This window comes from Shewanella sp. SW1 (assembly GCF_025653545.1).
GTDB classification, from domain to species: domain Bacteria; phylum Pseudomonadota; class Gammaproteobacteria; order Enterobacterales; family Shewanellaceae; genus Shewanella; species Shewanella oncorhynchi.
Window position 1 is genome coordinate 38,888 of record NZ_JAKKSG010000007.1, and the last position, 24,590, is coordinate 63,477.

The 24,590-nt window shown below is 47.2% G+C and carries 20 protein-coding genes and 1 pseudogene; 6 read left to right on the forward strand and 15 right to left on the reverse strand.

What is annotated here, in order from left to right; all coding sequences use genetic code 11:
- Positions 1-326 precede the first annotated feature (326 nt).
- From L5M71_RS07915 to slyA, 6 genes are all read right to left on the reverse strand, one after another.
- Positions 327-1,277, reverse strand: a complete 951-nt coding sequence (locus tag L5M71_RS07915; RefSeq protein WP_168825619.1) for a hypothetical protein — start codon at positions 1,275-1,277, stop codon at positions 327-329.
- A 599-nt stretch (positions 1,278-1,876) separates the two neighbouring features.
- Positions 1,877-2,944, reverse strand: a complete 1,068-nt coding sequence (locus L5M71_RS07920; RefSeq protein ID WP_263206837.1) for a c-type cytochrome — start codon at positions 2,942-2,944, stop codon at positions 1,877-1,879.
- A 10-nt stretch (positions 2,945-2,954) separates the two neighbouring features.
- Complete coding sequence (locus tag L5M71_RS07925) at positions 2,955-3,578, reverse strand: c-type cytochrome (protein ID WP_263167726.1); 624 nt, start codon at positions 3,576-3,578, stop codon at positions 2,955-2,957.
- A 225-nt stretch (positions 3,579-3,803) separates the two neighbouring features.
- Positions 3,804-4,832: a DUF2955 domain-containing protein gene (locus tag L5M71_RS07930; protein WP_198573402.1), complete on the reverse strand. Its 1,029-nt coding sequence runs from the start codon at positions 4,830-4,832 to the stop codon at positions 3,804-3,806.
- Between the two features lie 213 nt (positions 4,833-5,045).
- A complete protein-coding gene (locus L5M71_RS07935; protein ID WP_263206840.1) occupies positions 5,046-6,104 on the reverse strand; it encodes an HlyD family secretion protein in 1,059 nt (352 codons plus the stop codon).
- Positions 6,105-6,112: 8 nt separating this feature from the next.
- On the reverse strand, positions 6,113-6,586 hold the full coding sequence (gene slyA / locus L5M71_RS07940) for a transcriptional regulator SlyA (RefSeq protein WP_105251323.1): 474 nt from the start codon (positions 6,584-6,586) through the stop codon (positions 6,113-6,115).
- 223 nt (positions 6,587-6,809) lie between these two features.
- Here slyA and L5M71_RS07945 point away from each other — a divergent pair, with 223 nt between their 5' ends.
- Positions 6,810-8,711: a methyl-accepting chemotaxis protein gene (locus tag L5M71_RS07945; RefSeq protein WP_263206947.1), complete on the forward strand. Its 1,902-nt coding sequence runs from the start codon at positions 6,810-6,812 to the stop codon at positions 8,709-8,711.
- A gap of 56 nt (positions 8,712-8,767) precedes the next feature.
- Here L5M71_RS07945 and metF read toward each other — a convergent pair whose 3' ends face one another.
- From metF to metB, 3 genes are all read right to left on the reverse strand, one after another.
- Positions 8,768-9,655 carry a methylenetetrahydrofolate reductase gene (metF, locus tag L5M71_RS07950; protein ID WP_012088154.1) on the reverse strand — a complete coding sequence of 296 codons (888 nt, stop codon included), beginning with the start codon at positions 9,653-9,655 and terminating at the stop codon, positions 8,768-8,770.
- Between the two features lie 217 nt (positions 9,656-9,872).
- A complete protein-coding gene (locus tag L5M71_RS07955) occupies positions 9,873-12,266 on the reverse strand; it encodes a bifunctional aspartate kinase/homoserine dehydrogenase II (RefSeq protein WP_113940049.1) in 2,394 nt (797 codons plus the stop codon).
- Between the two features lie 11 nt (positions 12,267-12,277).
- Positions 12,278-13,441 carry a cystathionine gamma-synthase gene (gene metB / locus L5M71_RS07960; protein ID WP_263206842.1) on the reverse strand — a complete coding sequence of 388 codons (1,164 nt, stop codon included), beginning with the start codon at positions 13,439-13,441 and terminating at the stop codon, positions 12,278-12,280.
- A 212-nt stretch (positions 13,442-13,653) separates the two neighbouring features.
- Between metB and metJ the strand changes: the two genes are divergently transcribed.
- Together metJ and L5M71_RS07970 are read left to right on the forward strand one after the other, a co-directional pair.
- Positions 13,654-13,968: a met regulon transcriptional regulator MetJ gene (gene metJ, locus L5M71_RS07965; RefSeq protein WP_259582805.1), complete on the forward strand. Its 315-nt coding sequence runs from the start codon at positions 13,654-13,656 to the stop codon at positions 13,966-13,968.
- Positions 13,969-14,102: 134 nt separating this feature from the next.
- Positions 14,103-14,846 (forward strand): sulfite exporter TauE/SafE family protein, encoded by a 744-nt coding sequence (locus L5M71_RS07970; RefSeq protein WP_113940051.1) that lies wholly within the window; start codon positions 14,103-14,105, stop codon positions 14,844-14,846.
- Positions 14,847-14,952: 106 nt separating this feature from the next.
- Here L5M71_RS07970 and nrfD read toward each other — a convergent pair whose 3' ends face one another.
- From nrfD to L5M71_RS07995, 5 genes are all read right to left on the reverse strand, one after another.
- Complete coding sequence (nrfD, locus tag L5M71_RS07975) at positions 14,953-15,900, reverse strand: NrfD/PsrC family molybdoenzyme membrane anchor subunit (protein WP_263206844.1); 948 nt, start codon at positions 15,898-15,900, stop codon at positions 14,953-14,955.
- 2 nt (positions 15,901-15,902) lie between these two features.
- Positions 15,903-16,469 (reverse strand): 4Fe-4S dicluster domain-containing protein, encoded by a 567-nt coding sequence (locus L5M71_RS07980; protein ID WP_105251316.1) that lies wholly within the window; start codon positions 16,467-16,469, stop codon positions 15,903-15,905.
- Between the two features lie 12 nt (positions 16,470-16,481).
- The gene (gene phsA / locus L5M71_RS07985; RefSeq protein WP_263206846.1) at positions 16,482-18,764 is read right to left on the reverse strand and encodes a thiosulfate reductase PhsA; all 2,283 of its coding nucleotides are present in this window, start codon (positions 18,762-18,764) and stop codon (positions 16,482-16,484) included.
- A 442-nt stretch (positions 18,765-19,206) separates the two neighbouring features.
- Complete coding sequence (locus L5M71_RS07990; RefSeq protein WP_263206848.1) at positions 19,207-19,869, reverse strand: pentapeptide repeat-containing protein; 663 nt, start codon at positions 19,867-19,869, stop codon at positions 19,207-19,209.
- Positions 19,870-19,974: 105 nt separating this feature from the next.
- Positions 19,975-20,457, reverse strand: a complete 483-nt coding sequence (locus L5M71_RS07995) for an SRPBCC family protein (protein WP_131524358.1) — start codon at positions 20,455-20,457, stop codon at positions 19,975-19,977.
- A gap of 247 nt (positions 20,458-20,704) precedes the next feature.
- Between L5M71_RS07995 and L5M71_RS08000 the strand changes: the two genes are divergently transcribed.
- Positions 20,705-21,133, forward strand: coding sequence for a hypothetical protein (locus L5M71_RS08000; protein WP_317629999.1), 429 nt, complete (start codon positions 20,705-20,707; stop codon positions 21,131-21,133).
- On the forward strand, positions 21,120-22,223 hold the full coding sequence (locus L5M71_RS08005; protein ID WP_263206850.1) for a phosphoribosylaminoimidazolesuccinocarboxamide synthase: 1,104 nt from the start codon (positions 21,120-21,122) through the stop codon (positions 22,221-22,223). The genes L5M71_RS08000 and L5M71_RS08005 overlap by 14 nt, the downstream gene beginning before the upstream one ends.
- A 386-nt stretch (positions 22,224-22,609) precedes the next feature.
- Here L5M71_RS08005 and L5M71_RS08010 read toward each other — a convergent pair whose 3' ends face one another.
- Complete coding sequence (locus L5M71_RS08010) at positions 22,610-23,116, reverse strand: Imm26 family immunity protein (RefSeq protein WP_263183952.1); 507 nt, start codon at positions 23,114-23,116, stop codon at positions 22,610-22,612.
- Between the two features lie 401 nt (positions 23,117-23,517).
- On the opposite strand from L5M71_RS08010, the pseudogene L5M71_RS08015 reads away from it, so the two are divergent.
- A pseudogene (locus tag L5M71_RS08015) lies at positions 23,518-24,487 on the forward strand (transposase).
- The last annotated feature ends 103 nt before the right edge of the window (positions 24,488-24,590 follow it).

The following is a 24,590-nucleotide window of genomic DNA, read 5'->3' on the forward strand; positions in this document are numbered from 1 at the left end:
CGTCCCTGCACCTGCGAAAGCTAGCCGGTCATCCATGACCGGACTCACGCAATTTATTCCAACGCCCCGCGGCAACTTCGCAGGGGATGGTGAACTTCTGTAGTTTTAGTGTTGTCTGTGAATCCCAGAGATTTGTGTCTTTTCCATTTTTTAAAATTGGGTGTCCTGTTTTGTTGTTCAATAGTTTGTGCTCATCAAGTTATCTAACTTAAATGATATTTGGATGTATTTATTTGGCTCAGTGAACCGCATTCCTGCGTTATAGCAGTAGGGTTCACAGATGCGCACACGGTGAATACGGAAGGCGAGTTGAAATCACGTTAATTTTATGACTTTTTGAATTCTTTAAAGAATTCATCCTGTCTTTCAAATTGAGCGTTTAATTCTTCTTCAGTGATATCAGGCAGAGAGTCATACCAATGCTGTATTGATCTGATATTTGTATCTGTTTCTTTTATTCTAGCTATAAGCTTCTGAAAATTATCTGGTATCAAGCAGGCTAAATTTTCAGCTTGGACTGGACTATAAAACCCCGACATTGGTGGATTAATGCCAAATTTACGCTCCATGTCAAAACCTACTAAAAGTACAGGATTGCTTAATGCAACCGTAAGGGCTATTAATTCAACTGTTTTCAGGTAGTAAGAAAGACTCTGGCTACATGCTTTCTTATCAAATTGCGGGACGCCCATTCCATTTATATGCCGAAACCTTGGAGATATGATGTTGAAGCTATTTTCCAAGCCGTTTACATGAATGACATTACAGATATCCCAATAATGCTCTAATAAAACGTCTGTCCATGACTCGTCATTATCTTGGTCATACTGCGGAGTTGCCTTTTTTAGTGCACTTAACGCACGCTTAAAATTTGGTGTACCGTTATCTGAAACCGAATGCATCCACTTTTTTGCCTTTTCTGACTCAGTACTATCCAAGACAAAAAAACTGCCCGCTACTACGAGTTCTAAAGCTCTCCTTAAAGAATCAAAAGCATTTTTGTAGTTGCCCTGAAAGATCACCGTCAAACAACTATCCAACTCCTGTACCGCTTCAACCCACGGGAAAATGCTTACTTTTTCTAAGTGATCGACTCTTGCCGTAGGAGCTTCCATTAACTCATGCGTACAAAATGACTCAGCTTGCTCAAGCTTTTCGAGGTTTGGATAGTCATTATAGATATAGTTAGATGTCTCTGTAATAACACTTTCCAAACTAGAGAGCAGTATATCTCGTCTAGCGTTAAAACTTTCTTTTGGTAGGTTGAATGGATTCAAGGTCAACTCTTGTTAATAAATTTGACGTGCTACATACGATAACTGAAAAGATAGTTATCCACCAAAAATTAGGGTTCAATACTTTCCAAATCAGTTGATATTTTCTATCAATAAAGAAATACAGCAAGGTGTAACAAACCTTTGTTTAACCTGGTTAAAAAACTTGCAAATCAGTTTATTATGAAACACAGGAAGTGTTAACCCACCCCGATATATTTTGCCCACTCAAGATAGTTTAATGAGCCACCCATGGCTAAATTCTCTGTATTTTAAACCAACAGGTTACGCAAATGCTCGAAAGGCGAGTCATGGTGATTTTCGAGGCGACCGTCCGCCCCATGGACGGGGCGGTCGAGCATCCACGGATGGACTGGCTGCGAGTCGACGAGCGAATGCCATGACTCATCTATACGTTGATACCTGCAAACACGAAGACCCCTACAACGTAAATCCCAGATGACTCAGTACAATTAACCAACACATATTTGACCCATTAAAAAACCAGTAAAGATAACCTCTACTGGCTTTTGGGTTCATGAAAATAGGTCTAGATTTATAACTAACTCAAACTCATCTCAAAACTGGCCTAACGCTTTGGGCTATGACTTCTTAGGAAAAATCGGATAGGACTCAGTGCCTAACACTTTGCCATCAACAGCGAGACCATAGTAATCGCTGTCATTATGGTATTTATCCTGCGCTTGCTTTACATCACCTTTGCTACGTGGGTCCTGCGGACGCTCGTGGGAGTTGATGTAAGCGGCAACATCCCAAGCCTGTTGGTTCGTCAGCTGCATGCTCTTACCAAAGGGCATGTTTTCATAAATGAAAAATGCGGCAGTATTGACCCTGTGCATTCCCGCTCCCCAGTTATAACTTTGAGATCCCCACAGCGGCGGCAGTGCATACACACCAGCAATGGCTTGACCTTGCCCATCAACACCATGACAAGTTTGGCAATGGGCGACATACACAGCTTTACCTCGTTCAGGTGAATAGGCTTGTTCGGGTTTTGGGATCTCAGGATAAGCTCGACCCGGCAAGTTAGCACGTTGCTCAACTGTCATCGCCTTAGCTAATGCCTCTGGTAGTGGGAAGTCATCCCGCTTGGCACCTTTGACTAACTCAGCATCACTGATCTCAGGAACAGGGCCACTGATATTAGCCTCATCCATCAAGCCGCCCATGCCTAACCAATAGGCGTAGGCAGAAAGCGCCACTAACTCAGGGCTACCTGATGCGGGGGCTTTACCATTCATCGAATAGTTAAAACAGCCTTGGATGCGTTCTTCAAAGCTACTGACTTTATTGTCTTTTTTACGATACGCCGGATAAGCAAAATACGCGCCCCAGAGGGGTGATGCATTGGCTTTACGGCCTGCATCCATATGGCAATTGGTACAGTTAAGCTCATTACCCACATACTTATCACGCAGCTGTTGGGTATTCACAAACAGTTGATAACCTAAACGCACTTTATCACCAAAGGCGCCTTCGGGAATCGCACTCAAAGGTCTAGGGGTAAGATAGGTTTGATCTGCTACCTTAGGGAAAGAAGGCAGCGGAGCTTGCTTATCTGGGCGTTCTTGTACTGGCTCAGTTTCAGCTTGCGCCTGAACGGTTAACGACCCCATCGCGGCCAGTAATAACATTGCGGAATATTTCATGGCCGGCTCCTTATTTTAAATTCGCAAAGTAGTTGGCTAACGCATCAATCTCGGCGACGGTGAGCTTATTCGCGACGCTCCCCATCATGCCATCGACATCACCTTTACGTGTTCCCGACTGCCATGCTAATAATTGCGTTTTGATATAACTCGCCTGTTGACCTGCTAAGCGAGGAAATAAGCCGCCACCTAATGCAGAAGGACCATGGCAGGTCACGCAGGCTGGTAAACCACGGGACCAATCACCTTGATAGGCTAAACGAGCAGTATCGTCATTAAAAACAACTTGTTCACCGCGGATAACAGGCTTGACGTCATTGGCAGGCTTAGCTGAAAAATAGCTCGACACTTGCTCAATACCGTCACCTTGGAGCGTCATTGCCATCGGCATCATGGTCGCATTTTGGCGAACGCCCGCTTGGAAATGCTGCAATTGTATCGAGATATATTCTTTAGATAATCCCGCTAATCGAGGGCCGAGTGGTTCAATACCCTCACCCGCTGCCCCATGGCAAGACACACATAACTGTGCAGCTTGTGGCATAACGTTCATCGATTGTTTGTCAGAAGGCTCGGCGGCAGCGGCATAGCCGCTACATAGCGTTAAGCCTATGACTAATGTTTTAATCTTCATGTTCTATCCTTGAAGAGAATTAAGCTCTAAAGCATAGGGGTTATTGTTATTTATGTTTGTGCTCACACACTAAACCCATTTTAAAATCAGCCGCTCATTTTTAAAACAGCCAATAAATGAGCCTTAACATTCATTAAGAGTCACTTATTGTTCAATTCAAACGGGATAAATTTACCTTACTCTGTACAAGGTTAAGCTGCAAGCCTTCAAGACTTAATGGCCTGCTCAATAACCAAATCGCGTCGATTCGAAACGATTCAATAACTTATGTATCAAATAGCATAAAAGTAACGTGCCAACGATAGCGATTAAAATACTGCTCACTCGGTATAAGGCACTGAAGATTAAGTCGTTACCTGGGGTCAAATACTGCCCAAACAAAATCCCTAACGTGGTCATAGCACCAAAACCCACGCCAGAGCCATTCGCCTCGCGCACATGGGCTTGGCTAAAAATCATCAGTCCGATCCACAACAAGGGGACAACTAACATCAATAGCCCTGACCAATCATAGAGCAGCAACTGCACGAGTATCCCAAACGACACCCCCAACAGGGTGCCTATGGCGCGCTTACGGGCATAGTCGAGTGCGCCATTCCAATGCATGGGAAACAATAGCAAAAGAGTGGTCGCTTGAGCCGACATCGAATCCCGCAGATCAAATATTTGGAACACCAGAAACGATGCCGTCGCTATGGTCGCGCCGAGCAAGGCTTCGTGGCGCATTCGATGCGGCGCCTTAGGCCCAGATTTGTAAGCCACTCTTGGTTCAACATCGGGCCAGAGTGCCGTCATAGCGTAGGCGATAACAACTGAAAGGGCTGTTGCCCAAAAGTTACTGAAAACTAAGTCGTTTAAGTCAACGCCTGGATAGCTAGCAAAGTGCAGCATGATACTGAGACTCAGCACACCGTTGGCACCAAAGAGAAACAAACTGCCGCGGGACATGGCCGCAAAGCGGTATAAAAATAATAGGAAAACGATGGGAGTCATCATGCCGGGATGGCTGCCAAAGAAACCGCCGAGTAACCCAACCTCTAACCCAGCCATGGCAGATGAAGCCAATAATTGGCGCATAGCATGACCATTCATCACTGGCACTAATCCGAGTAGTAGCATAGGTGTCACAGTGAAAAAGACTCCATTGCTCCAACCAAAAATTTTACACAGGGTAAAACCTAAGGTCGCGCCAGTCGCAATCCGTAAACACTGGCGTAAATCGTTGGCCGTCAATGGGCTATGGCGTAGTAACATGCTCGTCGCCTTGTTCTATCGATACATTAAATGAGGATGTTTAGCTGGCTTATGCTGCGTTCACACTTATGTTGCTTTGAAGCGTTCACTCAAGCGACTCGTGGCAAATACAAACCACCGCGAGTCACTCGTGCTCGTCAACACAGATAAGTACTGATGGATATGCCGATAAATATGCTGGCAAATACGCTAGTAAACATTCTAGTAAATAGGCTAGTAAATATAGTGCAGCAAGCTGATTGCTTTAATCTGCACCTTAGCGAGCAAGCTAAAAAGGCTATTCTCGGGCAGCAGTTGCACGGTCGCGCGCGCACCCGCAGGTAAGCTGTTCATTGCCATACCATCTAACACTAGATGTAATCTCAATCTTTGAGCATCACGTACCCAACGGTCCGATTCCTGTGGCGCGGCTAAACGGCCATTAGCATCGAATTGCCCTGCACTCACGCCCGCATCGACACTGCTCACCGTCGCCCGATATAAACGCCCAGGTTCGCCATCGAACGCAATCAAAGCGGTCGAAGAAGCATTCACGCCACGCAGACTCTTCTCGCGAAAATCGGCAATAATATCCACTTTATCCGATACCACGGCCAACAGAGGTTGCCCCACGGTCGCAAAACTACCGACTTCTAACTGTAAGTTAGTCACTATCCCATCTTGATCGGCACGTATTTGGGTATAAGACAGATTAAGCTCGGCTTGGGCTAAATGGTTTTGCGCCTGACGCACTTTAAGATTCTCTTCGCCATAACTGCCACGACTCACTTTGAGTTTTTCTAAACGCGCATTGGCGGCAAGCAAATTGGCTTCAGCAGCTGCGGCATCGCTATCGGCTAACTCCTTTTGCTGCTGCGATACGCCATGGATGGCATACAGGGCATCGAGACGTTTAGCCTCGCTGCGTTTTTGTTGTGAGGTGGTTTTATTGGCATTGACCTCGGCCTTAGCGGCTAGTAGCGAGGCATCTAACTCAGCATTATCTTGACGGGCTTGCTCTAAGGCCAATTTAGCTTGCGATACCGCTAACTCATAAGGCGCGGGATCGACTTGAAACAACAAATCGTCCTTGGCAACCGCTTGGTTATTGGTCACGGCTATGGTCTGGATTTTACCACTGATCTGCGGTGTCACTTTCGTCACTACACGGGTCGCCATGGCTTGAGGCGTCAATGGCATCATAGTGTCGGCCAGCATGAAATAGCCAAAAACCATCACAAAGCCAAACATGGCAAATTTTACTAAACGGGCAAACTGTTGATCCGGTGTCATCTTCTTTCTCACAAAAGGGTGTCTGTAACCTTGGTTAATTTGGCGCTTGCATTGTCGCTGATCAGGCTAATAATGCGTTCAAATTCGCTCAACTCTTCGGCACTGATCCCGCCTAATAACTCACGGCGCACTTGAATAATCCGCGCTTCCATTTGCTTTAAAACATCTAATCCCGCTGGCGTCAGGCTCACAATCCTTGCCCGCTTATCTTTGTCACAACAATGACGCTCGACTAAACCTTGCTCTTCTAATTGCCCTAAGGTGCGCATTAGCGAAGCCAATTCAATTTCTAAGGCATCAGCCAATACTTTCTGGCTCACGCTGTCGCCTAAACGCAGCAGTTTCCAAAGGGCAGTCCAACGGGGATGAGTTAATCCTAAAGGTGCCAGCTCAACATCGGCCACGGTACGCCACAATCGATGCAGACGGCCTAAATGCTCCGCCAGTGATAACTCTTTTAGTCGCTCTAATTCTTTTTGCATCTTGCTCACCCACTTAGTTAGCGTGCTAAGCATTATACTTAGTTAGCAGGCTAAGTAAATATTTAGGTCACAAATAGATCTGTGTCCAAGGGCACGAAACGAGCGTAAGAGGGAATAAATAACTTAAAAAGGTTCGCGCCCTCTCAAATCTTATCAAGTTGTATCTCTATAATATCAAACGGATAAATTGAGTTGATTTGCACATGAATTGGAGGCTGTTTTGATAAATCTAAAAATTAGTACGAGGATCGTTATTGGGATCTGTCTATTACTGTTAACAGTAATGAGCTTTATCATGCCGCTCGTTCTCTCTGAATTCAGTCGCCAAGTTGCAGAATCCGAGCAAAGAGAACTCCATAAGATCTATGAAACCGCTGTTGCCGAGATAGCCTCATCGGGCAAATTAGCCGAAGCAATGGCAACCATCATCTCACTCACGCCAGAAGTTCAAAGCACCTTTGCAACAGGCGAGCGTGATGAACTCACCACCCGTACCTTACCTATATTCACCCAACTTAAGCGCGATTTTGCGGTTCAGCAATTCCAATTTCATAGGCCACCAGCCACTTCTTTTCTACGCTTGCATCGTCCCGAAAAATTTGGCGATGATCTCACCAGCATACGCAAGACCATAGTGGAAACAAATAGCCAAAAGCGCCCTCTTTATGGCTTGGAATATGGAGTGGAAGGATTAGGTATTCGTGGTTTAGTTCCAATGAGTTACAACGGGCAACACACAGGATCAGTTGAGTTTGGCATGTCCTTCGGTCAACCCTTTTTTGATAATTTTAAACAAGCCTATCAAGCAGAAATTGCCCTCATCTTGCCAGATGATTCTGGATATAAGTTATTTGGCGCGACATTCACGCCTGATACCCAAGCGACAGATGAACTCAATAACGTCATGCAAGGCCATGAAGTCATACGCACTATTTCCTTAAATAACAAAACCTATGCTCTGTATCGCAACGCCATAAAAGATTATTCAGGAAACGTATTTGGGGTACTCGATATTGCGATGGATAGAACCCATTCAGAAAAAGCGATAGCGGATATTCGCCTTAAGTTGATCCTTATCGGTTTAGTGGCTCTGGTCATTGGAACTGCCATTGCTTGGTTTATTGCCAAAGGCATTACTCGCCCTATCGCTGAAACCACCCAAGCCATGAATGATATCGCTGAAGGTGAAGGCGATTTAACCCGCAGAATCGCGGTAAAAGGTAAGGATGAAATTGCTGAATTATCGATGGCATTCAACCGCTTTGTAGAAAAAATTCACAACACAGTTTCCCACGTCGCCGACTCAACAAGCCTGCTCGCCACCTCTGCTGAAGAAATGTCGAGCATTACGCGGGAAACCCAGAAGATGGCGAGTCGTCAGCACCTCGAAACCGAGCAAGTTGCCACCGCAATGAATGAAATGGCCGCAACGGTACAAGAAGTTGCCCATAATGCGACCGATGCGGCCGATGCAGCCAATCATGCCAATGACTCAACCGAACAAGGCAAATTGGTTGTACAAAAAGTGGTAACCACTATCGCCATACTGGCCGAGGAAATAGCCACAGCAGCGAGTGAAATCAATGAATTAGAGCGTAATACCGCTGAAATCGATTCTGTACTTGTAGTTATCCGTAATATTGCCGACCAAACTAATTTACTCGCACTCAATGCGGCAATTGAAGCCGCAAGGGCGGGAGAACAAGGTCGAGGGTTTGCAGTCGTTGCCGATGAAGTACGCACTCTGGCGAGTCGCACTCAAGCATCTACGGCAGAAATTCAGCAGATGATCGAAGCGCTTCAGCATAAAGCTAAGTCTACAGTCAATGCGATGGAAACCAGCACCCGCACCACCCAAAGCTGTGTATCCCAAGTTCACCAAGCGGGTGAAGCACTCGAAGCCATTACCCATGCGGTTTCCACCATTAGCCAGATGAATATCCAGATCGCCAGCGCTGCAAATGAGCAATGTGCGGTTTCGGCTGAGATTAATAAAAATGTTAATAACATCAATGATATTGCGACCAATGCGACAGATAGTGCGGTACAAACCGCACGCGCTGGCGATGAACTTGCCCAACTCGCAGCCCGTTTAACAACTTTATTAGCTCAATTTAGAATTTAAACAAAACAAAACGCCGCATTCTCTGCGGCGTTTTTATTAGCTTATTTTATAAGGTTTTATTTAGGACGCACGCCTAAAGTGTGGCAAATCGCGTAGGTCAATTCGGCGCGATTTAAGGTGTAAAAATGGAAATCCTTCACGCCTTCGCGGGACAGCACTTTCACCATGTCGATGGCCACGTTTGCCCCCACCAATTGGCGTGTACCCGCATCGTTTTCTAGACCGTCGAATTGCTTATGTAACCAATTCGGTAACGACACATTGGTCATGCCCGCGAAACGTTTTAGCTGGGTAAAGTTAGTCACAGGTAAAATACCCGGCACAATTTCAACGTCGATACCGGCGGCAACACAGCGATCACGAAAACGCAGGTAAGATTCCACATCGAAGAAAAATTGGGTAATGGCACGGCTGGCACCCGCATCAATCTTACGCTTAAGGTTGATCAAATCCGCCTGTGCATTGCTCGCATCGGGATGCACTTCTGGATAGGCCGCAACGGAAATATCAAAGTCAGCCACAGAGCGCAGTAAACGCACTAAATCGACCGCAAAACGGGTTGGCTTTGGGCTGCCCGCGGGTAAATCACCACGCAGTGCCACTATGTCACGAATGCCCGATTTCCAGTAATGCTTAGCCAGTTCTAATAGCTCTTCATCGCTGGCATCCACTAAGGTTAAGTGCGGCGCGGCAACGAGGTCAGTTTCCTGTTGGATACGCTCAATCACGCCATGGGTGCGGTCACGTACGCCTGAGTTAGCACCATAAGTCACAGACACAAACTTAGGATTCAGCGGCTCTAAACGACGGATAGAGTTCCACAGGATCTGTTCCATTTCGGGGGTCGATGGCGGGAAAAACTCAAAAGAAACATTAATATCGCCATTAAGCTCAGACAAGCTCTGGTTCAGCGATTGTGAATGTTGTGCGTGATGAAAAGCCATGTGTATTTCCTCAACCGCCCTTGGCGCTACTCTTTGCTAGTATGAATTAGTTCAAATGGACGTTTGGACGTCTATATGTCCATATACTAGAGAAACTGAGATGTAAGTCAAGCCCAAAAATACCCATAAACCGCATTTAATCTCGGTTAATTCGATAGATTTATTCTAGCCAATAAAAAAGGACTCGAATGAGTCCTTTAAGAAGCTTGATACCGCGTTATTCCTGCAGCAGATCGCGACAGATCTGGGTCAGATCCGACTGCACCGCCGCCGCGGTCACTTCGCGTCCTGCGCCCGGTCCACGGATGATCAGCGGATTACCTTGGTAGAAGACACTGCGGATCACAAACACATTATCACCAGGGGTTAAGTTGGCGTAAGGGTGATGGGTATCAATCCACTGCAAACCCACCTCGGCCTTGAGCTCTGGGCCGCTGTTGTCTAAGGATGCCACATATCTGAGCACCTTATTTTGCTCCGCCGCCGCACCATACTGTTGCAGCAGATCGGCATCTAACTCGGCAATGCGGGTGAGAAATTGATCTAAGGGAATATCCGCCAAAGCGGCTGGTACGAGTGAGCGCAGCTCAATATCTTCAAGCTCGATTTCAAGGCCTATTTCACGGGCCAAAATAAGCAGTTTACGCTGCATATCACGGCCGGAGAGATCATCGCGGGGATCGGGTTCAGTGATGCCTAAGCCTCTGGCTTCAATCACTAATTCAGAGAAAGGCTTGCTGGTATCGTATTTCTCAAACAACCAACACAAGGTGCCAGAGAAAATCCCGCCCACCGCTTCAACGCTATCACCGCTGTTACGCAGATCATTTAGCGCATGTTGGATAGGTAAACCAGCGCCACAGCTGGCGTTATAGCGCCAAAACAAACGACGATTACCCAGTTGCTGCTTTAACTCTCGATAGAAAGGCAGTGGACCCGAGCCCGCAAGTTTATTCGCGCTCACCACATGTATGCCACGCTCGAACAGTTCTGGATATTGCAGCGTCAAACTAGCGCTGGCACTGATATCTAAGGCCACCAGCTCATCGCAGTTAACTTGCTCTAATTGCTCGAATAAATGTTCATACTGCCAAGGCGTTGCTTCAGTATTAAACTCTGTTTGCCACGCAGCAAGATTAATGCCAGTGGATTTAATCAAGGCTTTACTCGAACTGACTAAACCGACTAACTCAACACTGGCTTCGAGTTCATGGTCCAGTGATGGCGAAACCGACTTAAACAGATCGATCCAAGCCTCACCGATATTACCCACACCGAGCAGCAGGACACCAATGCGTTTACGCGGGCCAGCGCAGCGGCGGTGAACTTTTTGGGTTAACAGATTCACCTGTGACTGGGGCACTAACGTCACTAAACTTAAATCGCCACTGAACAAAGGTTTAGCATCACGGCTCAGTAAACGGGCGAAGCTGCGGCGATAATGTTCGGCGTCGGCACTCACTAATGCGACTAAACCAAAATCTGTGTTGATCTGCTGATCGCTGATCCCTAATGCTTCTGCCTCGGCATCGAGTAATCTTTGAACTTGTTTTTGATTCTCAGCGGTATAGGCAAGTTCAACCCTTTGATGGGCAGAGGTCCAATGGGCCAATGGCGTTAAACCTGCGGCGATCAATAAATCTAATAAACGAGTTAACTCACCCGTGAGTTTAAAGCCGAACAGGACCACAGCATTGAGGTTAGTCACCACAGGCGCGCTCGCCGACGAACTGTGGGGCGCGATTAAGGTAAAGTCGGTATGCGACGCATAACTTGAACGCACCGCTAAGCTCACTTCAGTATTGAATAACGGCTGCAAAGTGCGCGAATGCAATACTGGCGAGCCCAAACGCGCTAGGCGATCGGCTTCGGCAAGTGACATGCTTTTTAGTAACTTGGCATCGTTGATTTTATTAGGATCGGCGTTGAACACCCCTTCCACATCGGTCCAAATGGTCACGCGCTCGATATCGGCGAGACTAGCAATCAGGCTGGCGCTAAAATCGGAACCATTACGGCCAAGTAATAGGGTATCGCCACGCTCGTTAGCGCAGATAAAACCTGTGATCACTAAGCGTTCATTGGGATGCGCGGCTAATAGGGCTTGTACTTTAGCGCGGGATTCTTGTACCCGAATTTGCGGTACAGCGGCTTCATCGGCCACTAAAATTGAACAGGCATCCACATGGCTTGCCGCCACGCCAGATTCGCGCAGTAGCGCCGCCATTAAACGTGCCGACCAACGTTCGCCAAAGCTCACCACATGATTGATTTGGTATTCGTTGCGCTCATCTAAGGACAACAAGCTGATGAGTTGCGCTTTATCTGTGGCCAAACGCTCACGCAGATCGCGGGCTTGTTCATTCGACAACAACTGCTCAATCAACCCCTGTTGGTAGCTGATCAGCACTTGTAATTCTTCTTGCCATAGCTGACCCGCATCACGCAGCGCTAATAATTTATACAGGAAATTCGTGCTTTTACCCGCCGCAGAGACCACCACGAGATCATCACTATGACCGTGGGTTAACAGGATATGGGCGACTCGGCGATAACAATCGGCATCCGCTAAACTGGAGCCACCAAATTTATGTAAGTGACAACGTGCCATCTATTATTCCTCTACTGACAAGCCACAACGGCGGCTAATCCTGCTTGAATATCTGCAACTAAATCGGCGGCATCTTCAATACCCACCGATAGACGCAATAGGGTGTCCTTAATACCTGCCTCAAAACGCGCCTGCGGCTCCATGGCTCTGTGGGTCATAGTGGCGGGCACGGCCACTAAACTTTCGACGCCACCTAAACTTTCCGCCACGCTAAATAAGCTGAGTGCACCTAAAAAGGCCACCACTTCGGCCTCGCCGCCTTTGAGCTCAAAGCTCAGCATAGCGCCAAAGCCCTGTTGTTGCTTGGCCGCAATGGCGTGACCTGGGTGATCCGCAAGACCGGGGTAATAAACTTTGCTCACCACAGGGCTTTGCGTTAATACCTCAATAATACGCTGGGCATTGGTTTGATGCTCGCGAATACGCACCGCTAAGGTACGCAGGCCTCGCAGGGTCAGATAACTGTCGAAGGCTGACCCCGTTAAGCCTAGAGTGTTCGACCACCAATGTAAGCTTTCGCCGATTTGCGCGTCTTTGGCGACCACAGCGCCGCCGACCACATCGCTGTGACCATTGATATATTTAGTGGTGGAGTGGATAACGATATCCGCGCCTAACAATAGGGGTTGTTGCAATATCGGCGATAAAAAGGTGTTATCGACCACCACCAGCGCGCCGACCTCATGGCTCGCCTTAGCAATGGCTTCGATATCTACCACACGCAATAACGGGTTCGATGGGGTTTCGAGCCACACCATCTTAGGATTCTGCGCAATGGCGGCGGCTAACGCTTGGCTGTCGGTTTGGTCGACCACAATGAGCTTAAACTGGCCTTTCTTCGCTAAGTTGGTAAATAAACGGTAGGAACCACCATAGCAATCATGGGGCACAACTAATAGTTCATCGGGGCCGAGCAAAGTAGTCACTAAGGTGATGGCCGCCATGCCAGTGCACGTCACTATGCCAGTGGCGCCCTTTTCTAATTGCGCTAATGCTTCGCCTAAAATGCAGCGCGTTGGGTTGCCTGAACGACTGTAATCGAATTCGCGGGGATTTTTATGACCATCGAAGGCGTAATTAGTCGACAAATAAATCGGTGGCACAACTGCGCCATATTGAGTATCGCTTTCGATACCCTGACGCACTGCCAGTGTGGCTAATTGACGCTCTGCCATGGGTGGACTCCTAAATTCGATAGACTGATAGAGATGTCTGGACGTCTAAATGTACCTAAGCCCAACGCCATCGTCAATAGGCGTGAAGACGTTTAGACGTCTGAACATAAAGAAATCTGTTTGCAATCACAAAGAAATAGTAGCAATAATTTGACTGTTCTTTGTAAGGGTTTAAAATCTGCCCCGAATTTAGCGTTATAACAGGTGAGTCAATGACTGAATGGAATGGGGAATACATCAGCCCCTATGCTGAACATGGCAAGAAGAATGAACAAGTAAAAAAAATTACTGTGTCTATTCCGCTCAAAGTGCTTAAGGTCCTCACGGACGAACGTACTCGTCGTCAGGTCAATAATTTGCGTCACGCCACCAACAGCGAGCTGTTGTGTGAGGCATTTTTGCACGCCTACACTGGCCAGCCATTGCCCAACGATGACGATCTGTCAAAAGATAACCCAGACAGCATTCCCGCCGAAGCCAAGTTGTTGATGGATCAAATGGGAATCGAGTGGGAAGACATGGAATAGCGACTCGTCGCTTTCAAAGTCATATCACAGTGCTCATCAATAGGGATCGTTAACGATCCCTTTTTGTTTATACCCAAGCGACTTCAAACTTTAAATTTCACCATCTTGAGTTGGTTTGGGATATAGGAAATCCTATGTTTTCTATGATAGATCCACAGACACTCGCCTTAGCCTCGCTGGTCGTGTTTCTGGGCGCATTAACCCAAAGTCTGATTGGGTTTGGGCTTGCGGTTGTCGCCAGTCCTTTGCTGTATATCGTCGATCCACAACTTGTACCTGCGCCTGTTATTGCTATGGGTTTCTCCATCGCCCTGCTGACCTTAGTGCGTGAACGCGGTCACTTAGAATTCAATGGCTTGCAATATGCGCTCCTAGGTCGCGTGCCCGGTGGTTTTATCGGCGCGAGCCTGTTGCTGTTTGCGCCTCAACCCATACTGGGTTTATCCATCGCCGCCATTGTGACTGTCGCAGTGATCCTCAGCCTGTATAAATTCAGCCTGCCAGTGAATAAGAAAACCCTCTTCGGTGCGGGCGTGGTTTCAGGGATCTTCGGCAATATCGCCGCGATTGGTGGCCCGCCGATGGCGATTTTGTTGGCAGGCAAAGATGCCTCGCAGTTTCGCGCTGCCCTGTCGGCCTTCTTCATTTTTAGCTCCATGATTGCATTGATCATTTTAGCGATCACTGGCTTATTAGAATTAAAACATCTGTGGCTGTCGTTGATGCTGCTCCCCTCTGTGATTTTAGGTTACTTAGTCGCAGGACGATTAGTGGGCCGTGTCGATAAAGAGAAGACAAAGATGGCGACGTTAGTCCTGTGCAGTATCAGCGCCTTAGTACTAACGGTGAAGTCGGTTATCGAGTTATTACCCCAATAAGCGTCCCGCTTGTACTGGCAAACCTTCTCACGATTCAAACAATAAAAAAGCACTGACATTGCCAGTGCTTTTTCTTTATCTATCAATATGTAAAGCCAGATTACACTCAGCTTAAATAGCTTTGCCCTGCGTACATAATAAAGTGTCTTAAGGCGAGTACGCCCGTTAAGCTCGCACAAGCCACCATGATCATCGCGCCCTTAGTGTGGCGAGTCGCGGCGGGTAGCAGCATAAACAGCAATGGAATACCAAAGCCAATTCCGACAACACCTATCCAGAACACGCTTGCCCATAGCCCAGAAGTTAACGATGCTAAGGCCGCAGCCGCCGCGCCGCCCTTGAAGTACAAGGCGCAAAACAACATGAACAGGAACAGAATTTCAATCGCCATCACAGGCAATTCTAAACCGTGCATCTTCACTAAAGTTTTGTCGTGGCTGTCAGTCTTAAACATCAGCAACGCCAGTACCGCATTTGCCGCAGCGCCCGCCGATAGACCTGACACTAAAAACAGCGCAGGCAGTACCGCAGTGTTGAGCATAGGATAGGCATTCATCGCCGAAATTAAGAAGCCAGTGTAAGCCCCTACGCCAATGGCGAGGACAAACAACAATACTTCAATCAGCTTTCGAAATGGCATAAGTAACTTAGCGATAGGTGTTAGGAAACCCAACCCCCATTTTGGTAAGTCATCCCGCAGCACAATAATGGCGTACGCAAAAGCTAAGGGAGAATACGCCAGCAGCGCCAGCACCCCGATAGCCATCACAGACTGGAAGTTATAGTGAATTAAGATCAACCAAAAGTGGAATGGTTTGGTTAAGTCAAACACTAAACAAGCTAGACCTAAGCTAATTGCTACAGGCCCAATAATGGCTGCCGCCTTAAGAATGCTGCTTTCGGCTCCCGCGCTGAGTTCCTTATTCGCCCAGCGTAAACCAATGCCAATCAGTAAACTGCCCGCGGATAACCCCGCCATAAACAGGTAAACGGCGATGACCCAGTGCCAAGTGACAGGATCATATTGCGCCATGTCGCCCCAAGTATTGTTCATAATCAAATCCCCCCTCTTTTGGTAGGAACGCGATATACCCTAGGTTTAGTGCCCAAATGGGTTTTATCTTGGTAAGTGATTTTAGTGTTGAGCATGATGGCCACTTCACTGCGTGGATCATTGGCATCACCAAACACTAAGGCATCGGTTGGACACACAGTCACACACGCTGGCTCTTCGCCCCGTGCTAAACGCGTATCCTTACAGAAGTTACACTTGTCCGCCGCCTTGGTTTCTGGGTTCATAAAGCGCACTTTATAAGGGCACGCTGCCACACAGTACATACAGCCGACACACTTCTCGGTATGGATAGAGATAATGCCATCTTCACCCACATAGGCCGCGCCTGTTGGGCACACTTTAACGCAGGGTGCATCTTCACATTGCTGGCAAGATACCCTGTGATATTTGAAATGCAGATTGGGCATCTCACCAAAGGGACCTTCCACACGCACTTGCAGACGAGTTACGCCTTCGGGTACGCCATTTTCACTGCGACACGCCACGTTACAAGCTTGGCAGCCGATGCACTTATTCTCGTCGTGCACCATTACATATCGTTTATTCATTTAAGCCTCCGATTAGCGCTTTGCCAGCGTGACGCCCGTGGTGTGCACTGTCATGCCACACACAGGAGCAGTAACGTGCGGCAGTAAGTTACCGCAGTGGATACCTTTGCCCGTTGCTCTGACCAACTCTTTGTTTTTAGAACCAAAGCCCATGTAAGCAAACACAGTATCTTGGCGAATACCCGGCGTGACTAAGGCATGGCCTTCTTCTGTGCCAACACTGCTGGTGAGGCGGATTGGGTCGCCATTGCTGATCCCTAACTTGCCCGCAGTAACAGGGTGAACCCACACTGCGTTATCCGACATCAGGTTAGCGAGCATAGGCACATTGTGGGTTGCGCCATTGGTGTGCACCGCCACTTTGCCTTGGATAAAGTACAGCTCATCTGCTTTTTTAAGATTCACTTCGCGGAACTTGATCACCCCACGGCCCGGTGCCATGGCTTCGACTTTCGCGGAAGTGAGTTCAATTTTGCCGCTTGGCGTTTTAAAGGTCAGTGCGCTGGCGTAAGTGCCGTCTTCATCGGCAGGTCGCGCATTGGGGTATGCCTTAATAAACTCGGTAACCATCTTAGGCTCGCACAACATAATTGGCTTACCGAAGCTCACAAAACCTTCGTCTTTGATCCGGCGCAGCAGGTCAGTGTCGCGGTTCACCTGCAGCATTTGCAGGGTTTCCATGTTTTCCCATGGATAGAACTCGCCAAGGCCCATAGCCACACCCACATCCTTAAAGATCTGCCAAGAAGGCTTAGTATCACCTAAGGTTTCAACGACCCGTTGGCGCACATAATAGGCCGGATTTTTACCTGACTTATCAGCAATTTCTTCATCACGTTCAAGATAAGTCGATTCAGGTAAAATCACGTCCGCATAGGCGGCGGTTTCGCTGATATACACATCACACACGGCGATAAAGTCGAGCTTTTTCATCGCTTCAACAACGCGTGCTCTGTCTGTCATGGTTTGCATTGGGTTAGTGCGTGACATCACCCAACCGTGTAACTGGTAAGGAACAGCGCTTAATGTGGCATCGAGAATGGTTTGGTAAACGCCGCCAGATGTCCACATCATGGCGTACTGTTCTTCCACCTGATCGATACGTTTCGCTGCTGGTTTTGGCATGTCTTTCACACCAGGTTTTGCCAATACAGGCGCAACCGCTTCACCGGCAAGCTTGTTGTAATCACCGGGTTTCTGGCCGATATAAATCCCGCCCTTACGCTCGATGTTACCAATCAAGACGTTAGCGGCGTAAAGGGCGCGGCGCATCTCAAACTCTTCGGTGGTAAAGGTGGCTCTGTGACCAAAATCGACCACAGCATGGGGCGCTTTAGCGGCATATTCGTGGGCGATACGACGAATGTCTTTGGCAGGCACATCGGAGATAGTTTCTGCCCATTCAGGGGTATAGGCTTTCACTTCGGCGGCAAAGGCTTCGAAGCCTTCCACATAGCGCGCGACAAATGCCTTGTCGTAAAGATTATCTTCAATCAATACATGGCATAACGCCAAGGCAACGGCCACGTCGGTACCGGGACGAATGGCATACCATTCATCGGCTTTATCGGCCACGACGGAGAATCTTGGCTCGAACACCACCAGCTTGGCACCTTTATCCATTTGCGCCGCCATCATGCCGCGGGTTTCGGACATATTGATGCCTTCGTACAGGTTATGGCCGAAGTTAATGATGTATTTAGAATTACTTAAATCACGTTTGACCTTAGTGCCAAAAATAGCCTTAGCGGCAATTTCATAACCACCAGGGCAAGTCGACGCGTGGGTAAAAGTATTTGGACTACCAAAGGCGGTCGCAAGGTGAAACAAATGCTTTTCTTGTGAGCCAGATTTTGACGAGAATGCCACGGCCTCTGGGCCATGTTCTTTTTTGATTTTATTGAGGTTTTCAGCGATTAATTTATAAGCCTCATCCCAACTGATCTCAGCCCATTTGCCTTCGCCGCGCTCACCGACCCGCTTTAACGGTTTAACGATACGCTGTGGATCGTACAATAAACTATGGCCTGCGCCGCCACGGGCACACACTTTACCGCCAAAGGATTTAGCGGCCTTGTTGCCACTAATGAAGACGTTTTTGCCCTCAATCACCCGCGCCGAAATCGGGCAGCGAGTCGAACACATTTCACAAATACTGGCAATGTCTTTGCCCATGCCCTTTAGCTGCTTATTCTCTAATGCCGCTAAGCTGCCCGGCAGCAGACTGGCCAACGCACACGTGGCGCTGCTCGCTCCTGCTCCCTTTAAAAAGGTTCGCCTATTAAGCTCAATCATGGTTACCTCCATCACGCTCATCCCACCCGCCAGTCGCCACATTGGACGCCATCGAGCAGAGGTTTGCTCACTGATTTGATTACTTTTTTAGTTATAAAGCGTTAAAACAGCGCCACCATATCTTCAAAATACACGGCATACGCTGAATACACTGCTCATCCACAGAGATTGTTATCCCGAAAGAGGTAGGTGGGTATTGTGGTAAACCACATGGGGAAGCTCGGTGTGATCTACCGCAACTAAAACCTAAGACTGACCTTGAAATACGTGAATAAGATCAACAGGCTTATTGGGAACAGGCTTTACATCGACGGAGAAGACAGAAAAAAGCCGCCAGTTTGGACACTGGCGGCTTAGAAGAAAACTGACATTACAGTCAATTACGATAACCCTAGCAGGATAAGAACATCTCACTAGCGGGCGCAAACTGATTACAATCGCATTAATCCATTAACTCTATATCGAGGCAATTGAGCAGGCGAATCGCTTCGTCGCGGCTAAACTTAGCGCCTTTGATTTTATTGTTAAAAATGTCGATATCGTAATTTGAGGCCTCGCTGAAATCCGCCTCCAATAATTGAGTTCGGCCAAACAGACTATGACTAAAATCCGTGTAGGTGAAATTGGCTTGATTAAAACTGCCCTCGCGAAAATCCACATCGTGGGCCTTGCACTCTTCGATGATAATTTCATCGAGGGACAAGCCTAAAAATGAGCAGTCGTTTAGAATGCATTGCTTAAAGGAAAAAGGCGCGGCAAAGGATAAACGCGACCACGCGGCGCGGGTCCAATCGATACCGACTAACTTACACTCTTCAAACTCGACCCCGCTGAACTGGCACTGGGGCACTTTCACTAAACTTAAGTTGCAACGCACAAAGCGGCAATCGATAAACTTGCACTTACGGAAAGTGCTCTCGCTAAAATGGCAGTCTTGAAAGCAGCAATCCTCGAACTCGATGCCCTGTAGCTCTTGGGCTAATTCCGACAAGCCATTAAACTGTTTTGATAAAAAACTATTGCCCTGCAAAACCGCGCTTTGCGCGAGTTGGGATGGCGCAAGCACTGATTGTTTAAGTACAGGCACTTCTTTCTGTGACGACATAACACCTCTAATCCTGCCCAATCCCCAACCATATGATAATGCAGGGCAATTGGGCTAGGTACTGCTTATTGTTTACTCTCAGATACGAGGCTTGAGACTCACCGGCTAAATGCTCGCGACGAGTTCCTCAAGCTGATCGGTCGCCTTAGACCACCCCTGATAAAACCCCATATCCTCATGATTCTGCCTATCTTCGCTATTCCAATGCAGCACCCGCGCAGTGTACTTGGTCTTACCATCTATAGGTTCAAACATGATGGTTGCCGTCATAAAGGCTTTATCGGACGGCACCCAAGCCTCAGTAAAGGCATCGGTAAATACGATGCGCTCATTCTCAACCACCTCGAGATACACGCCACGATTCGGGAAATCCTGCCCCTCAGGGCTGCGCATCACGATCACATTTGAACCACCGGCACGCACATCTAAGCTCGCGCTAGCCACAGTCCACGGCCTTGGCGTAAACCAAATTTTGAGGAGTTCTGGCTCGGTCCACGCGCGGAACAGCTTTTCTGGCGGCGCATCGATAATCCGCTCTAATACTAGCTCTCGTTGATTATCATTATGTACATGCTGACTTGTGCTCATATTCCCTCCATTGGATATTTGGCTTGATGGTCTTGTCGGCTGCAGCTACATCATAAGCTCGCATATCAGCGCGCTAAAATACAGCCCTTCAACATTAGCTCGTCCGCAGAACACCAGCCCACGATCATGCTCAGCACTGAGTGTTAGCGCGTGATTCCCTTGCAAATCCTTATGCCCGCTAGATTCAAGCCACAGAACTATGTAAAGAGCAGTATAAAGGGCTGAGTAAAGATCTGTGCAAAGAGCGATGCAAATAGCCGTGGCAAATTTTGTCAAAAAAGGTAGAATGTCGCCACTTTTTCGCGGCAGTCTAGAACAAGGTTCTCTCGGATTAATGGTTAGCATTTTCGAGCAAAATGGCACGGGCCCAGCCCGCTTTCGCAGACCACTTTCACTGTGGTGCCAACCTTGCCCTGCGTTTGTTCCCTCCCTTGCATTATCTCCTGCTGACACAATTCAAACACCGCCCGAAACTACAATTTTTGCTGTTCAAGATTTAACATCAAATCCCGCAAACTGGCTGAACGCTTTACGCCCTAAGCCAAGCGCGAATAATAAAGCGGTTGCAATGAATCTGGCTGTTGCTAACGCCATAGTCCATCTGCAAACCGACACTTATAAAAACCTTATCCCTACACTCTCTATCCTAAGGAATACTCGTCATGAGTCTTGCTGATTCCGTATTAGCCGTGAATAACGATTTGCCAATCCGCACCGACAGCCCAGTCCACAGCGGCAAGGTTCGCAGCGTTTACTGGCTAACCGATGCCGACAGCCGCCGTTTAATCAAAACCAAGGGTTATAACGTCCCCGAAGATACCCCGCTCGCCATCATGGTGATCAGCGACCGTATCTCGGCCTTCGACTGTATCTTCCACGGTGAAGGTGACCTCAAAGGCATTCCCGGTAAAGGCGCGGCATTAAATGCCATTTCTAATCATTGGTTTAAGCTATTTGCCGAAAACGGTTTAGCCGACAGCCATATTTTGGATATCCCGCACCCGTTCGTATGGATAGTCCAAAAAGCCCGCCCCATTAAAGTCGAGGCCATTTGCCGCCAGTACATCACAGGCTCAATGTGGCGCGCTTACTCTAAGGGCGAGCGCGTATTCTGTGGCATCACACTGCCAGAAGGCTTAGAGAAAGATCAAAAGCTCCCTGAGCTGTTAATCACCCCATCGACTAAGGGTATTTTAACCGGCATCCCAGGTGTGCCAGCCCAAGATGACGTGAACATCAGCCGCAGCGATATCCAAGCCAACTACCAAGCCTTTGGCTTTGAAAAGTTAGAAGATATCGACCTGTACGAGAAGCTGTTAAAAGATGGCTTTAAAGTGATTTCAAAAGCACTGGCCGACATTGATCAAGTGTTTGTCGACACTAAGTTTGAGTTCGGTTATGTGACCGATAAAGATGGCAATTCAAAACTGATTTACATGGATGAAGTTGGCACTCCAGACTCATCACGTATTTGGGACGGCGCAGCCTACCGCGATGGCAAGATTTTGGAAAACTCCAAAGAGGGTTTCCGCCAGTTCCTGCTAAATCATTTCCCTGATCCTGATGTGCTGCTCAACAAAGACAGAATGCCAGAGCGTGAAGCCCTCGCCCGCGACAATGACCTGCCACTTGAGGCCATGATGCAAGTGTCACGCACTTACACCGGCGTTGCCGAGAAGGTGACTGGCGCTCCAATCCCGCTGCCAGCGAATCCAAAGGCAGATATCATCAAGATACTCAAAGATGAGTATGATCTGATTGTGTAATAGAGAGTTGTAATCAAATCTGAGGTTTTGGGTGGTTTACCCATAACTGAATAGTAGAAAAGGCGCTTAGGCGCCTTTTTGTTTAAGTCATTCAAAAACTTAACCAATACACCGCTGATGATTAAGCACTGTCATTCCAGTGACACGCCATGAACTCATCCATGAGGGCTCGACGACGGCATCCATGCCGTCAACGGTCACTTACATGCCAATGCTTAATTCAACCAACTCTTCAGTAATCTGTATGCCTTTTCACAAGCAGACACTTTACAAATTTAACAATGGACGGCTCGTTAAATTGTTTCGGTGTAAGGTGATAACTAGATCTGTACAGCCAACATGTCTAACTATGTAGTATTGATACAACCTCTGCTAATAGTAAAAAATTACAGACCATTGAGAACTGGTATATAGCAATCAAGCTTTTCATCAAACCGCAGATTATCAAACTGAACACCAGAATACTTTAAGCTCACGAAAGCAGAGTAATAGTCACTATGCCTCGTGATAAATCTAGGATAAATATTTATATCATTATCCGCAGCGTCAAACGTGTCGCCAGTTACATAATTTAGGCATTTGAGCCTGCTTGGCAGCCCATATATTACTATAGGGTTTACAGGGAACTTAGGGTTGTCATATATAACTTTACGTAGTAACTCCCACTTTGGGTACATTGCATTTTTTATTTTAGCGAAAACAACCACATCAATTAGCCACCCTTCAATCAAAAGTGGCCGATCAAAAGCAGAGGCAATTTCATTACAACTTATTGATTTAAAATCAAATATATTCACAATGAGAAACCGATCATCATAAACAATGTATCCGAAACCAAACTCACCGCTTTCAAGCGGAATGTAAAAACAAGTACCTACATCAATCTTTTTCATACGCCCCCACCAAGTTAGCATTTTTTCTTCGAAGATGAATGTGTTGACATTCTATTTCTATAGTTTTCATCAAACGCTTTGGCCCTCTTATCATTAGGATCACTCAATCTGCTGGGGTCGTAAGAGCGAGCACGGTTGCCTGCTCCAGCATTAAATTTACCGTCTTCTGTGTAGACTCCACGCTGAGAAGTATCTAACGTTTTGTAATGTTCAATATCCGCTTGTTCATACCCTCTGACTTGTGCATGAGAATACTAAAGAATACTAAATGGAAATACTAAATGGACATCCAAAATACTAAATGGACATCCATCGTTAATGGCGAGGTAGTTAACCTCCGAATATGCTTTGGTTAAGCATTAAACAAGGAGGTTTGTAGGCCGCGCCCTCGCAGAACTCAGATTAGTCTTGAAGACACCCCTTTTTATCACTGTTGCAGTCGTGTCGTTCGACGTGCTTTTTTGTGTGGCGATGATCGTTACTCAGGTAAAAACCATGACCATCGCCGCGCTTGGGTAGAATCGCTATTGTTTGAACTCGAAGCCGTTTTTGCAATAGATGTGGCGGCCTTTGCGGTGATGTCCAATCATCTACATGTGGTTTTACGCATTGATGTAGAGACAGCAAACCGCAGGAGCGACAGGGAGGTGCTTGAGCAATGGCATAAGCTATTTAAAGGCGATGAATTAACGCAAAAATTCGCCAAAGGTGGGTTGGTTGAAGCGGACGAGGTCAACAGATTAAGGCATTCAATCGCCATTTATCGCACCGCTTATGTGATATCAGTTGGTTCATGCGTTGCTTAAACGAGCCGATAGCAAGACAAGCAAATCAAGAAGATAACTGTACTGGGCGTTTTTGGGAAGGTCGATTTACCTATTTCTTTTATAGAGAATCAAGCTCTACTTGATGAAGCTGCCGTTTTAGCCTGTATGACTTATGTGGATTTGAATCCCATCAGAGCCCAAATGGCCGATACACTGGAGCGATCAGCTCATGCCAGTATTCAGCTTCGAATTCAGGCGGCATTGAAAGATGAGCAGCCCAAAAAATCTATTGCCTTTTATCGGCAATGAACGCGATAACCAACCCATTGGCATTACGTTTTCATTAATAGATTACCTTCAATTGGTGGATGATACCGGTCGAATTATTCGAAATGATAAACTAGGTGCAATCACTGAAAATAGCGCCAAGTTACTGACAAGATTAAATATCCACCATGACAATTGGCTTAAGCTTACCACCGAGTTTGGTAAGCTATTTCATGGCCCTGTGGGAACCTTGCAAGAACTGACTGATTACTGCGAACACTTAGAAAAGCGACGACGGCACTTTGCCAAATGCTGTCAGCACCTCAACGCTGGCTGATTTCAATCCTGCATCATTAACCATGCCTTTCACAACAGCCAACAAGAGAATGGCTTAGGTATTTTTTACTAAAAATCTAAGTTTTTCAGCAAAATAGGCTAAT